This window comes from Geodermatophilus sp. FMUSA9-8, assembly GCF_037034165.1.
GTDB classification, from domain to species: domain Bacteria; phylum Actinomycetota; class Actinomycetes; order Mycobacteriales; family Geodermatophilaceae; genus Geodermatophilus; species Geodermatophilus nigrescens.
The window spans coordinates 93,185-106,538 of record NZ_JBAGKE010000008.1; the positions used below are offsets into that span (position 1 = coordinate 93,185).

Genomic DNA, 13,354 nt, shown 5'->3' on the forward strand with positions numbered 1-13,354 from the left:
GGCACGGTGGTGGTCAGTCGGCGATCAGCTGGGGGCGGGCGGTGGCGCGCAACGCCGGCAGAGTCAGAGCGGTGGCTAGCAGAGGAAGGAGGGTGGCGCCGGCGGCGACGAGGGCGATGGCCGGCCAGGGCAGCCGGCTGATGCCGCCGTCGCCGTCAAGGGCCAGGTAGACCGTCGCGGTGGCCAGCCCCAGGGCGAGGCTGAGCGCGACAACGGGCAGGATCACCAGGGCGCTCTGTAGCAGCGTCGCCGTGCGCACGGCGGCTCGGGGCATCCCGGTCATCCACAGCGCGACCAGCGCCCGGCGGTGCTCGCGGACCTGCTGCAGCAGGGTCGAGGTGAGCGTCAGCAAGCCGACGAGAGCGGCGCAGCCGAGCGCGGTCAGGGTGATGTTCCGATAGGTCTCGGTGGTGCGCTCGAACTCGGCGACCTGCTCGTCGACGGTCAGCACGGTGACCGCGTTGGTCGCTTGAGTCAGCAGGGTGCGGACCCGTTCCAGTTCGGCCGTTCCTGCGCTGCCCTCGGCGGGCCGGACCAGAAGAGTTCCGCCGGTGTCGGTGGGCTGCGCTGCGGCCGGCAGGGCCTGGATGTCAATCAGGCCGAGGCCCCCGCCGGTCACCGGGACGAGGGACTCCAGCAGCTGCGAGGTGCGCGGAGGGCCGGTCAGCGCGAGCGGGCCCAGGTCGACGGTGTCCAGCCTGCTGCCGTCGGCGGACTCGACCATGGTGACGGCCTGCAGCGGGCCGCTGGTCAGGATGGGTGCGGACTTGGGGTCCAGTTCGGCCGGTGCCAGCAGCAGCCCGCCGGGGAGGCAGTCACGCAGGGTCGGGATGACGTCGGTGAGCTCGGTGCAGTCGACGGCGTCGGCCATCGGACCACCCGCCCCGCTGCCGTCGCTGACCTGGACCGGGGTCAACCGGGCGACGGCGGCGACAGCCGGGTCGGTACGGAGCCTTTCCAGCGCCGCGGGATCGACCAGCCGGACGTCGGCGACGAGGAGGTCGCCACCGACGGTGGTGCGCAGGGCCCGCTCGTCCTCTGCGTTGCCGACTTCCAACAGCGGCAGGAAGGAGAGCAGCAGGCCGCTGATGAACACCAGCAGCGCGGAGCCGGTGACCAGCCGGGCGGCGCTGGTGGCGTCCCGAGTGACGCGGGCAGCGGCGAGCTGGATGGGGATGCCGGGCAGCACCCGGCCGAGGGCGGTGGCGGTGAGCCGGCAGAGCAGTGGCGCGGCCGTGACTATGCCGACGAGCAGTGCCACGACGGCCAGCAGGAGGAACACGCCGGCAATGGTGACGTCGTCGGCCCGGTAGCTGGCCGCCGCCGAGCCGGCCAGGGCCAGGGCGCCGATGCCCAACGGAAGGAGTCGCCAGCGGCGCAGCTCCCGGTCAGTCGATCCGCGGACCACACCCAGCGGGCTGACCTGCACCCGCCGCAGCGCCCACCAGGTCGCCATGGTTCCCAGCAGCGGCAGCACGACGAGCAGGGCTCCCGCGACCACCGGGCTGAAGCGCACCTGGTCCGGCCACACCCCACCGGCCACCGGCAGGTGCGGAGCCAGCGCAGGTGCCCCTAGCCGGAACGCCAGTGCGCCCAGCACGACACCGGGGAGGACGACCAGCGTCGACTCCAGGGCGGCGATCAGGCGGCAGTGCCGGGCGCTGAACCCGAGCAGGCGCAAGGCGGCAAGCCGTCGTTCCCGGGCCGCGGTCCCGGTGGTGGCCACGGTGAGGAACAGGGCGATCAGCGGGAGCAGGAAGCCGATGACCAGCAGTGGCACGGCCAGTCGTAGCTCCGAGGGCACGTCGGCGATGTCGGCCACGCCGGCCCCGCCGAACCCGGTCACCACGCGCGTCCCGGGCATCTGGTCCTGGTTGACCCCGACCCAGACCACCAGGTCCTGCGGCCCGATCAGGCCGGCCCGCTGCACCGTGCCGACGTCCCGGCCGGGGTACCGCTCGGCCAGGGTGGTGGTCGGATCGGACCACAGCTCGCGCATTGCGGGGGACAGCGCGACCTCACCCGGGGCCGGCACCCGGTCCAGCCCCGGCGGGACGACGGTCCCGTCGCTGGTGTCGAAGACCAGCGACGCGGAGATCGGTTGGCCCCGGTAGAAGCCGCGGGTGGAGGCCTCGAGCAGTCCTGGCTCGCCGTCGTCGGCGAACTGGCCGGCGATCATGGCCTTGCCGGCGATGCCGCGGTCCTGCGCCGTCGGGTACAGGGTCAGGCCGGCGAAGAGCACCAGCACGCCCAGCGCGACGACCAGCGCCCCGACCACGGCCGGCAGCGGGGACCGGCGGATCGCCGTCACCGCCAAGCGGATAACCAGAACGGCAGCGCCGCGGTGGCTCAGCCGGGGATTCACGCGAACACCGATGTGCTCGACAGGCGGCCATCGCGCAGCACCACAGACCGGTCGGCGTAGGCCGCCACCCGGTTCTCGTGGGTCACCAGCACCACCGAGGAGCCCTGCTCTCGGGCCGCGGCGGTGAACTCCTCCATCACCAGGTCGCCATTGAGGCTGTCCAGCGCACCGGTCGGCTCGTCGGCGAACACCACCCGCGGGCCGCCGATCAGCGCGCGGGCCACGGCCACCCGTTGGCCCTGGCCGCCGGACATCTGCCCGGGGCGCTTGTCCGCCACCTCGGTGACACCTAGCCGATCGAGCCAGTCCCGCGCCTGCTCCTCGGCCGCGCGCCGACGGGTGCCGGTCAGCTGCAGCGGCAGCGCCACGTTCGCAACCGCCGTCAGCTCGGGCACCAGGGAGCCGAACTGGAAGACGAACCCGAAGTCGTTGCGGCGCAGCTGGCTGCGGGCTTCATCGCTGCGGTCATCCAGTCGGGCACCGCGGTAGCGGACCTCTCCGCGGTCGGGAGTCAGGATTCCGGCCAGGCAGTGCAGCAGCGTGGACTTACCCGAGCCCGAGGGCCCGAGCAGGGCCAGCACCTCCCCCGGGGCGACGTGCACGGAGGCGCCGGCCAGTGCCGGAGTCGGCCCAAAAGACAGGTGCAGGTCCTCGGCGATGAGCAGAGGGTCGGTCACGAGAGCTCCACGGCGAGTCGGTTGAGGCGGGCGGCGGTGTGCTCGAGCCAGCGCAGGTCGGCTTCGAGGTGGAAGAGGGTGAAGTCGCAGGCCAACACCTCCGACAGCGCGGCGCCGCGCTTCCGGGCGGTCAGCTCGCGCATCACGGCCAGGTGCGACTCCCGCTGGGCGTCGAGGATCTGCTCGGCGGGACGACCCGACCGCAGCGCCAGCACGACCTTCACGTAAACGACCGACTGCACGTACGGCGTGGCGTCCTCCGGCTCGGCCAGCCAGCGCTCCAGATGTGTCACGCCCTCGGCGCTGAGCGCGTACGACGTGCGGTCCGGCCCGTCGACCCGCTCGGTGCCGACCACGGTGATCTCCCCGTCGCGCAGCAGGCGGCTCAGCGTCGAATAGACCTGCGCGGACTTCACCGGGCGTTGCGCACCGAAGTGGGCGTCGTACTCGCGCTTAAGGTCGTAGCCGTGCCGTGGTGTCGGCTCGAGGAGCCCGAGCAGCGTCTGAGGAAGAGTCACAAAGCGCACTAGACACCGAGTTGCTAGTGCGGTCAACGCGCCACGCCCTGCGGGCACAGGCTCCGTGTTTCGCCGACAGTGTTAGGCACCAGGCGTGGTCTTCTACGACTGGTCCCTGGTTCGATCACCGAGCTTCTACCTAGAGACGCCGCGCCTGCCGTACACCGCCCATGCGCCCCGTATGTCCAAGGGCTACCGAGAACGCCGCTGCTGAACGAGGCGCTCGTGCGAGCTTGTCCCGGTAGACCCGTCCGGTTGCCGTTCCCGCTGAGGCACGTCATGCGGGCCCGGGTCTTGCAGAGCAGCGGACAGTTCGTACCCGCGAGCAGCACCGCGCACGTCACCCCCGCGAGTCGCTCCATCACCCCTTCGCCGGCACCAGGACCCGGGCGGTGCCGAGGCATGGGCGCGCTGCGGCGCTGGTGACCTGGCGCTGAGCCGTGCTCGTCCCGATGTCACCCCCGTCGGGGGTGACGGTTCCTCGAACGTCTCTTCGGAGCGTCGACGGCATCGCACTGATGCCGGAGGACCCGCAGATGTTTCACAACCCCACCATCGTCGGCAGTTGGCCGGCGCTGGCCGCACGACTGGACGCCGACGCCGTCCTGCCCCGCTGGGCAGCGGCCGAGCCGGATCTGGCCGAACTCACCACCGTCGCCGAGCTGCTCGCTGTCTGGTCCAGGGACGCCGAGTCCGACCGCACCGACGTCGTCCTTGCCGCGCTGATTCGGTTGGCCGCCGTCGATGGCGGCCGAGACGACGACGCCCTGCTGCTGATCCTGCACCTGCTCAGTGGCCTGGTGTGGAGGATGGCCGCGCAACTGAGGGATCTCAGTCCCGACATCGTCGCCGTGGTGGTCGGCGAGCTCGCCTGCCAGGTCCGGCGTTACCCCTGGCAACGGCGTCCGCGTGCGGTCGCTGCGAACCTGGGAGCCGAGACGCGGCGGATGGTGCTCAGCGAGCTGCGACCCCGGAGCCGACGTCACCCCGAGTGGGGGGAGCTCCTCACCGTCGACGGCGACGTCACTCGGCTGGTTCCAGCCACCGCCTACGACGAGCGGGAGGACCTCGACGTCGCCGACCTGCTGCAGTGGGCGGTGCGGTCCGGAGTCGACGCAGGTGACCTGACGCTGCTGGTCGCCACCGAGTGCGCCCGAGCCCTACGTGAGCGCGATGCCGACCAGCGGGTGGCCGCCGCGCACGGCATCACGACCCGCACCCTGTACCGCCGGCGGCGCCGGACGCTGACCGCCCTGCGCGACGTGGCTCCGCAGTACCTGGGGGCCGTCGCGTGACCGCGCTCCTGCCCACCGTCGGCACGACCGATGGCGGCCATCACGACTCCGGCGACCCCCGGGGCGACGGCCGCCTTCTGTCCGTCGCTGAGATCCAGCAGGTCCTGCGGGAGCTGCAGTCCCGAGGGCCGCGACCCGACAGAGCAGGGATCTCCGCACCGTCGCAGCGCCCGAGCAACGGCAGCTCCCAGCGGCCCGCCTCGACGAGCGAGTCGGTCCCGGCCGCGCGACGTCGGAGAAGAGCGGGGGCGAGCTCACCGGTTGGAGGCCGGGGGAAGTTCGAAGGGGAGGTGCTTGTCCGCGGGGATGACCGTGCCCCCGGGACCAGGCACCCCGGGGCTCACCGCGGTGAGCTGGAGGCCAGTTGGATTGGGGTCGTGGCGGCCCACGCCGGCGCCGGTGCCTCCACGGTGGCGTTGGTGATCAGCGATGCCGCGGCAGCGGACGGCCAGCGGGTGCACCTCGTGGACACTGCCCATCCGTTCCGGTCCGGGCTGGTCGCCGCGGCCTCGGAGGAGCTGGGTACCGACGTCACCGGAGCATGGCGCCGCGGGCTGCGCGCCGGCGTCACCATCGACCGCCGCGCCACCGACACTGCAGTCGATGACTGGCCGGTCGCTCCGGTCGCCGACGGCCCGCCGCTGACCGTCATCGACCTCGGTCTCGCCGCTCCGCAGAACCTGACCCGGCTGGCCGGCCGCAGCCGCGCCGTCGTCGTCTGCCGGCCCACCGTGCCCGGGGTGCGGCTGACCGAGCAGCTGCTGGAGCAGTTGGGAGGACGACCGGTTGTGGTTGCCGCCGTGGGTCCACGCCGGTGGTCCGGCGAGGTCACCGGCAGCCTGGGTCCTCGCCTGCTCGCCCTCCGGGCAGCTGGTCGCGTCGTGTCCGTGCCGATGGATCGGCGCCTCCAGGTCACGGGACCCACCCCCTCTCGGCTCCCCCCGCCTCTCCGCGGGGCCGGCCGGGCGCTGCACGAGCTGCTCGACGACGGCCTTCACGGAGCCGCGACCAGGGCGTCAGACGCCGCCATCGATCCCGCACTGACTCCGGAGGACACTCGTCGATGAGAACCCTGCTCGCCGACACACTCACGGCGGCCGCTGTCTGTCCGGCCGCACCGCCCGGGGTGCAGGTCTACGCCGACCAGATCCAGTCCTGGGTGAAGTGGGGCGTCCTGGCCATCCTGGGCATCTGCTTCTTCGCCAGCGTCGGGATGTTGGTCTGGGGCCGGGTCACGCACCATCCCCGCGGTGCCCGGCTCGGTATGGACGGCATTCTTATCTGCCTGGTCGGCGCGATCCTCTACGTCGTCGGATACGTGATCGTCCTGTCGATCGTCGGGACCGGCTGCTGATGGCGCCCCGCCGAGGCGGCCAAGAGCCGCGCAGCACGCAATGGTCGCGACGGAAGTTGCTCGCCCTGCTGGTCATGGCAGCGTTGACGGTCGCGGTTCTGATGGCAGGCCTGGTGCTGGCCCTGGTCCACGCGGTCGCCCCGACCGGAGACGGCGACGACGCCAGCGCCTCGGTCGGGAACGCGACGGGCCCGGCGACGGAAGCCGATTCGACCGGCACGCTGCCCGCCGCCGAGGCTCGTGATGCGCTCGCCGCCAGGCGGATGCGTGCGGTGCCGGAGTCCGCCTCTCGTCCCGCGCCCCTCTCCAACCGTGACCCAGGCCCGCCGATCGTGCTGCCGCGCGCGACCCACACTGGCCCGGCGGGCGTGCCGACCGGCTTCCCGCACACGCCCGAAGGAGCGATGGCGCAGCTGGCGGCCATCGACCAGGTCGCACTGGAGTCCGGTTCGCTGGCCGGCGCGCGCGACGTGATCGCCGCCTGGGCGATGCCCGGTGGCCCGACGACCACGAGCTGGTCCGGCGTCCGAGCGATGGGCACGCTCCTGAGTGCCGCCGGCCTGTCCGGCGGAGGATCGCAGCAGCTCGCCGTCGTCCTCACGCCCCGCATGGGCCAACTCAAGGGCAGCGTCGGGCCCGACTTCGTCGTGCCCTGCGTGAACTTCGAGCTCGACGTGACCCTGATGCAGACCGCTCGCGGCGCGACCGCCGACTGCCAACGGATGGTCTGGCAGGGCGACCGCTGGATGATCGGACCGGGCGACGAACCCGCGCAGCCGCCATCGGTGTGGTCCGGAACCGACCTGGCGATCGACGTCGGCTACCGGGAGCTGCGCCATGGCTGACGTTCTCCTGGCCGGCGACGCGGAGGCTGTGAGCACCAGCGTGCTGGCGATCGACCTGAACCCGATCAGCTGGCTCGGGGACGCCGCTTCCGCGGCCGTCGCTGATGTCTGGAAGGCCGCCATGATCGCCCTCTGGTCCGCCGGGCTCTGGCTGCTCACTCTGGCCTTCCAGGTCATCGACGCGTTCACCACCCCGGACCTCTCGGCGGGAGGACCGATGGGGGCGGTGCTCCCGACGACGCTGTGGATCGGTGCGTCGGTCGCGGTGATCATGATGTTCGTCCAGCTGACCGTGGCACTGATCCGTCGCGACGGACAGTCCCTGGGCCGGGTGCTGCTGGGTGTGGCGCAGTTCGGACTGGTCTGGGTCGGCTACCTCGGAGTGGCCGGCGCCCTGGTCACCGCCGCGGCCGGGCTGTCCCGCGGAATCCTTCAGGCGATGCTGGACATCGACAGCCTGTCGGCCTTCGACCCCAGCAGCTCCTGGCCCCGCGAGGTGGTCGACGCGACGGTGGCCACCGTCCTGGGCATCTCCTCCCTGCTGCTTCTCATCCCCGCCTCGTTCTTCTACCTGGTGATCATGTTCGTCCGGGAGGCGGCGCTGATCATCCTGGCCGCCACGGCTCCGATCTCCGCCGGCGGACTGCTCAGCGACAGCACCAAAGCGTGGTTCTGGAAGAGCCTGCGCTGGTTCTTCTCCTGCCTGCTCATCGCGCCGGTGGCGTCACTCGTCCTCGGCATCGGCGTCCAGCTCTCCGCCGGGGTGGTCGCGGGGAACGGTGACTCGACCGCCCAGGCCGCGGGAACGGCCATCGTCGGCGCGGTCATGATCGCGATTGGTGCGGTCTGCCCGCTGGTGCTGTTCCGGCTGCTGGCGTTCGTGGACCCAGGAACCGCATCCGGTGCGGCGCTGCGCCAGTCGTGGACCGACGCGGGCGGCCTGTCGGGCGTGCTCTCCGGCGGTGGTGGCGAGTCCGTGGGCAGTGGCGCCGCGGCGCGCAGCGGCGGTGACGGCCGGTCCGGTGGGGAGGCCGCAGCGGAGGCCCAGTCCTCGGGGCGGCTGGCCGCGATGTTCGGTGGGGTCGGCGCCGCGGTGGGTGTCGGCACCTCGCTGGCTCACCGTGCGGTCGCTGTCGGTGCGGACGTGCTGGGCTCGGCCGGCGTCGGCCATCCCGCCTACGGCCTGCCGCCCAGCGACGCGGGCAGCCGCCGGCGGGGCGTAGGCCGGTCGTCGAGCGACACGGGCGGAGGTCCCGACGGCGGTTCCGGTGACGGCGGCTCGGCCGGTGGACCGGCAGCCGACGGTGGCGGTCCATCGACTCCGCCGCCGGGGCCGCCGCCCTTCGATGGGGGACCCCCTGCCGGGACTCCCCGGACTCCCCGTGGGGGCCTGGCGGGCTGGGCGCAGGAGGGGACGGCGGGCGGTGGTTCCGGCGGCGCCGCGGCTGCCAAGACGGCTGCGACGGTGGCGCTGTGACGGCCCCGGCACGGCCGGTCCGGTACGGGTCGTGGTCGAAGGACAGGCAGGGTTGGTTCCTGGGTCTCGGCGGCGGGTCGTGGGTGGTGATCGTTGTGGGCGGCCTGCCGCTGTTGCTGGCCGCGGGCTCGGCCAAGTGGTTGCTGGCGCTGGGATGGGCGCCGGTGTGGGCGGTACTGATCGTGCTGGTCGCCGTCCCGGTGCGGGGCCGCTCGGCGTTCCAGTGGGCCGTCGAGTGTCTGCGTCGCTGGTCGGGAGCCGTCCTGGGCTGGACGGACTGGCAGTCCAAGGCCGCCGCCGGAACTGCCGACGACCTCGACGAGGCCGACCTGCCCGGCGTGCTCTCGGGTATCCGAACCTACGACGGCCCGCCGTTCGGCCCGCTGCTCGTCCGCCCGGCCGTCGTGGCCGACCACCGGAAGCGCACCTGGGCCGCCGTCGCCAGGATCACCCACCCCGGGATCGGGCTCTCCGAGGCAGCCGCCCGCGCGCGATTAGGAGCGGGCCTGGCTGAGCTGCTCGAGGGCGCGGCCACGGCGGAGCTGGTGTCGGTGGTCGCCCTGCAGATCCGCACGCTGCCCGAAGACGGTGCCGAACGGGAGGCGTGGCAGCGCACCCATCTGCGCCGGAGCGCTCCGGGGCTGGCGCTGGCGGCAAACGCCGAACTAGCCGCGGTGATGACGTCCGCCGGAGTGCGCCACGAGGCATTCGTGACCGTCGTCGTCCCGGAGCGGCGGATCGCCCGCGCGGCCAAGGAAGCCGGCGGCGGCGTCGACGGCCGCGCGCGCGTCCTGTACGGGGTGATGGGCGAGATCGAGGCCCGGCTGGTCGGTCCGGTCGGCTGCACGAGCGTCACCTGGCTGGACTCGCCCGGCCTGGCTACTGCGATCCGCACCGGCTTCGCGCCCGGGGACCGGGCCGGGCTCGCGGCGGCCGAGTTCGCCGCGGACTCCGATCCGCGGGTCGCCGCGGCGCTGCCGATGGCCGCAGCCGGACCGACCGTCGCGCCGAACCCCGAGCGTCGCCACTACGCCCACGACGCCTGGCACTCGGCCATCTGCACCGTCCTGCTGCCCGACAAGGGAGCCGTCATGGGTGCCCTGGCACCGGTGCTGACCCCGACGACGGCGGGGGAGCGGCGGTGCGCCACGGTGTTCTTCGAGCCGATCAGCATGGCGAAGGCCGACCGCCTCGTGGGCAACGAGTCGATGAGCTCGGAGCTGGCGACCGAGATCCGGCGTCGCGGTGGGTTCCAGGTCCGCGCGTCCCACCGCCGCGACGCCGCCCGCGTCGAGGGCCAGGACGTCCGGCTCGCCGAGGGAAACGCGCTCGTCCGCGTCGGCATCGCCGCATCAGTGACGGTGCCCGGGACGTGGTCGATCACCGACTACGGCCGCCGGCTGGAGGCGAGCATCACCGGAAGCGGATTCAAGCCGCTGCGGCTGGACCTGGCTCAGGACTCTGGCTTCGCCGCGGCCTGCATCCCGCTCGGCATCGGCCTGCCTCGACGTCGGGGCACGAAGTGATCGGCCGACGCGCCGCTCGCGTGCGGGGGAGGGGGGTGGCGAAGCTCGTCTCGGACTTCGGCCACCAACTGCCGCCGCTCGCCCCACGTCCGGCTCGGTCGGACGACCGCGACCCTCTCTCCTTCCTGGTCGGCCAGCACGGACGGACCGGTCGGGCCACGGGCTGGTGCCCGGTGCCCGCGCCGCTGGCGGTCTACCGGATGACGTCGGAGCAGGCCGGCGGGGTGTGGCCGCTGATCGCCGGCAACGGACTGCCTCCCACGGGCGCGCTGCTGGGCATCGACTACCTCTCCGGCGGCGCCTTCTCCGTCGATCCGATCGGCTGGACGCTGCAAGCGGTCGCCGGCGTCACCAACCCGAACATGATCTTCTTCGGAGCGCCGGGCCGCGGGAAGTCCGGCACCGTCAAGATGTTCGCCCTGCGGCAGATGGCCTACGGCTACCGCACGCTGGTCCTCGGCGACGTCAAGGACGAGTACGAGCCGCTCTGCCGGGCGCTGGAGGTGCAGCCCCACGCGGTGGGCCATGGCCTGCCCGCGCGGATCAATCCGCTGGACTTCGGTCCGCTGGGCAACGACTGGACCCGGCTGCCGCGCGCGGAGGCGCAACGCCGCGCGGCGATGGTGTTCTCCCGCTGGCTGTTGCTTCTCCGCGGTCTGGTCGGGTCCCAGCACGTGCCGTTCGGGCCGACGGCCGAGACCGCGGTCGGCCAGGTGATCCGGGATTTGACCGGCTACACCACCGGCGCCGACCGGATGCGCGAGATCACCATCCCGCAGGTGTGGGAGGCACTGCGCGCCCCCAGTGCCGAGCTGGTCGACGCCTGCCGCTACGCGACGAACCAACAGTTTCTGGACGACACCCGACCGGTGCGCGACGCGCTCGGCGCGCTGGTCACCGGGCACCTGGCGGGCTTGTTCGACGCGCCGACCACGATCTCGGTGGACTGGCGCGCCCCCATCCAGTCGCTGTCGCTGTCCCGGCTGGACCCGCTCGGCGACGAGGCCGTCGGCGTGGCCCTGACATGCCTGAACTCCTGGGGCCGGGCGATGACCCAGCTCGCCGAACCTGGCGACCTGCGGATCGTCATCCGCGACGAGTGCTGGAAGCAGATGCGCCTGGGCGCCGACGCCGTCCGGTCGCTGGATGCGGACCTGCGGCTGTCCCGCAACGACGGCTGCATCCAGGTCGTCGTCGCGCACAAGCCGTCGGACATGCTCACCGTCGGCGATGCCGGCAGCCAGGCCGTGGCGATCGCCAAGGACCTCCTGCACCTGTGCGCCACCAAGGTGTTGCTGGGCCAGGACGACCAGATCGGCGACGAGCTCTCCGGCCTGCTCGGACTCAGCCCCATGGCCGAGCGCATCGTCACCGACTGGGCCGCCGCCGCCCGGGGGAGGGCGCTGTGGCTGGTCGGCAGCCACAGCGCGAAGGTGCAGACGGTTCGTACCTCGATCGACGTGGCCCTGACCGACACCAACGACGCCATCACGACCTCCACGTCCGGCGACGCGGAGGCAGCTTCGGTGGCCGCCCGCCGGGCGGGGGTGGCGTAGCCCATGGCCGGAACGGACGCCGGCCGGACGGCGCTGGCGGCGGGTGCCGCAGTCATCGTCCTGCCCCTGCTGGCCATGTCCACCGTGCTGCTCCTCCTCGGCGGGGCAGCGTCGAGCGAGACCCCCAACACCTCATGTGGGGCCGGTGGCACCGGGGCCACAGTCGCCGGCATCGCGCTGGACGCCGTCCAGATGGGTCACGCGTGGACCATCGTTGACGTCGCCGCCGCGCGCGGCCTGCCCGCGCACGCCGCGACGGTGGCGCTGGCCACCGCCTGGCAGGAGTCGCGGCTGCGCATGCTGGCCAACGACGGCAGCAGCCTCGAGCTCACCGCCGAGCAGGCCGCGGTGACCGCCGCCAGCCTGAGCTATCCGCACGACGGGCTCGGGTCCGACCACGACAGCGTCAACACCTTCCAGCAGCGCTGGATCGCCGGCTGGGGCACCGTCGCCGAGCTGATGGATCCCGTCTACGCGGCCGAGGCGTTCTACACCCGCCTCGTCGACGTGCCTGACTGGGAGACAGTCCCGCTGACCCAGGCCGCGCAGGCGGTGCAGATCTCGGCCGCCGGCGGCGCTTACGCCCGCTGGGAGCCGCTCGCCCAGCAACTCACTGCGATGCTGTGGCCGGGTTCCCAGACGGTGGATGCGGACACGGTCGGGGCGGTGGACGGCGTCTGCCCGGGCCTGTCGGTGCCCGACGGGGCGTGGGCCCGCCCCAGCGCCGGCGTCCTCACCTCAGGCTTCGGGCCGCGATGGGGCAGCCAGCACGCCGGCGTCGACCTGGCCGGGCCGCGCGGCAGCCCGGTGTACGCCGCCGCGGCCGGCACCGTGCTCACCGCCGCGTGCACCAGTGCTTTCTGCGACCGCGACGGCAGCCTCGGTCTGGCGGGCTACGGCAACCTCGTCGAACTCGACCACGGCGACGAGGTGACCACCCGCTACGCCCACCTCTCGGGCTACACCGTCACTCCCGGGCAGCAGGTTCCGGCCGGTGGGCTGCTCGGCTTCCAGGGCTCCACCGGCAACAGCACCGGCGTCCACCTGCACTTCGAGGTCCGCCTCGACGGCGCACCCGTCGACCCGGCGCCCTGGCTCGCTGAACGCGGAGTCGACCTTTCCCTCCACGCGGGGGCCGGCGCGTGACCACACCGCCCCGGCGTCGCGATCCCCAACCGATCGGTCGAGGATGGGAACTGGCCGTCGTGGCAGCCGGGGGCACCCTGATCGCCGTCGCGCTGGCCGCCCTGGCCGGACTCGGGATCGCCTCGGCGTTGTGGGGCGGAGGCTGGGTGTGGCCGCACGGCACCGACACGGTCGTGCGAGTCCTCGGTGGGCTGCTGCACGGCCAGCCCGGCCGCGGTCTGCCGCCCGACCAGCTGCGCCAGGTCGCCGGGCCCCTCCCGGCGTACGCCTGTATCGCCGCAGCCGAGCTCGTCCTGCTGAGCGGGGCGCTCACGACCGCTGTCCTGGCTGTTCGCTACCGGCGTCCCGGCGACGCCCGCGGCGGCATGGCCACGCGCCGGGAGGCCGAGCAAGCACTGGGGCTGCGCCAACTCCGCGCCGGGCGAGCGGTCATCCGCCCGGACCGCTACCCGTCTCGAGGCGGCCGAGGCCGCCTCCGCCGGCTGCTGTCCACAGGCGGCGATGCAGTTCGCCGTCGTGCCCACAGATCCGGCGCGAGCCCCGACTCGGGGTCGACCGCGCCACGACCGTCGACGTCGACATCTCGTCCAACCGT

General features: G+C 73.0%; 11 protein-coding genes. 8 read left to right on the top strand and 3 right to left on the bottom strand.

Annotated features, from left to right (window positions below; all coding sequences use genetic code 11):
- Positions 1-13 precede the first annotated feature (13 nt).
- Genes WA616_RS16950 through WA616_RS16960 form a run of 3 tightly spaced genes read right to left on the bottom strand, consistent with a single transcriptional unit; the run spans position 14 to position 3,560 of the window.
- Positions 14-2,311, bottom strand: a complete 2,298-nt coding sequence (locus WA616_RS16950; RefSeq protein WP_336031653.1) for an ABC transporter permease — start codon at positions 2,309-2,311, stop codon at positions 14-16.
- Between the two features lie 50 nt (positions 2,312-2,361).
- Positions 2,362-3,042, bottom strand: a complete 681-nt coding sequence (locus WA616_RS16955) for an ABC transporter ATP-binding protein (protein ID WP_336031654.1) — start codon at positions 3,040-3,042, stop codon at positions 2,362-2,364.
- Positions 3,039-3,560: a PadR family transcriptional regulator gene (locus WA616_RS16960; RefSeq protein WP_336031655.1), complete on the bottom strand. Its 522-nt coding sequence runs from the start codon at positions 3,558-3,560 to the stop codon at positions 3,039-3,041. Before WA616_RS16960 ends, WA616_RS16955 begins: the two co-directional genes overlap by 4 nt.
- Positions 3,561-4,078: 518 nt before the next feature.
- On the opposite strand from WA616_RS16960, the gene WA616_RS16965 reads away from it, so the two are divergent.
- The 8 genes from WA616_RS16965 (at position 4,079) to WA616_RS17000 (ending at position 12,759) form a co-directional block, all read left to right on the top strand.
- On the top strand, positions 4,079-4,855 hold the full coding sequence (locus WA616_RS16965; protein ID WP_336031657.1) for a hypothetical protein: 777 nt from the start codon (positions 4,079-4,081) through the stop codon (positions 4,853-4,855).
- Between the two features lie 377 nt (positions 4,856-5,232).
- The gene (locus tag WA616_RS16970) at positions 5,233-5,922 is read left to right on the top strand and encodes a hypothetical protein (RefSeq protein WP_336031659.1); all 690 of its coding nucleotides are present in this window, start codon (positions 5,233-5,235) and stop codon (positions 5,920-5,922) included.
- Positions 5,919-6,209, top strand: coding sequence for a hypothetical protein (locus WA616_RS16975; RefSeq protein WP_336031661.1), 291 nt, complete (start codon positions 5,919-5,921; stop codon positions 6,207-6,209). Before WA616_RS16970 ends, WA616_RS16975 begins: the two co-directional genes overlap by 4 nt.
- Before the next feature lie 56 nt (positions 6,210-6,265).
- Entirely contained in the window at positions 6,266-7,054 is a 789-nt protein-coding gene (locus WA616_RS16980; RefSeq protein ID WP_336031663.1) for a hypothetical protein, read from the top strand.
- 28 nt (positions 7,055-7,082) lie between these two features.
- On the top strand, positions 7,083-8,531 hold the full coding sequence (locus tag WA616_RS16985) for a type IV secretion system protein (protein ID WP_336031664.1): 1,449 nt from the start codon (positions 7,083-7,085) through the stop codon (positions 8,529-8,531).
- Positions 8,528-10,057, top strand: coding sequence for an SCO6880 family protein (locus WA616_RS16990; RefSeq protein ID WP_336031666.1), 1,530 nt, complete (start codon positions 8,528-8,530; stop codon positions 10,055-10,057). Before WA616_RS16985 ends, WA616_RS16990 begins: the two co-directional genes overlap by 4 nt.
- Before the next feature lie 173 nt (positions 10,058-10,230).
- On the top strand, positions 10,231-11,613 hold the full coding sequence (locus WA616_RS16995) for an ATP-binding protein (protein WP_336031668.1): 1,383 nt from the start codon (positions 10,231-10,233) through the stop codon (positions 11,611-11,613).
- A 3-nt stretch (positions 11,614-11,616) separates the two neighbouring features.
- Complete coding sequence (locus WA616_RS17000) at positions 11,617-12,759, top strand: M23 family metallopeptidase (protein ID WP_336031671.1); 1,143 nt, start codon at positions 11,617-11,619, stop codon at positions 12,757-12,759.
- Positions 12,760-13,354: the final 595 nt, after the last annotated feature.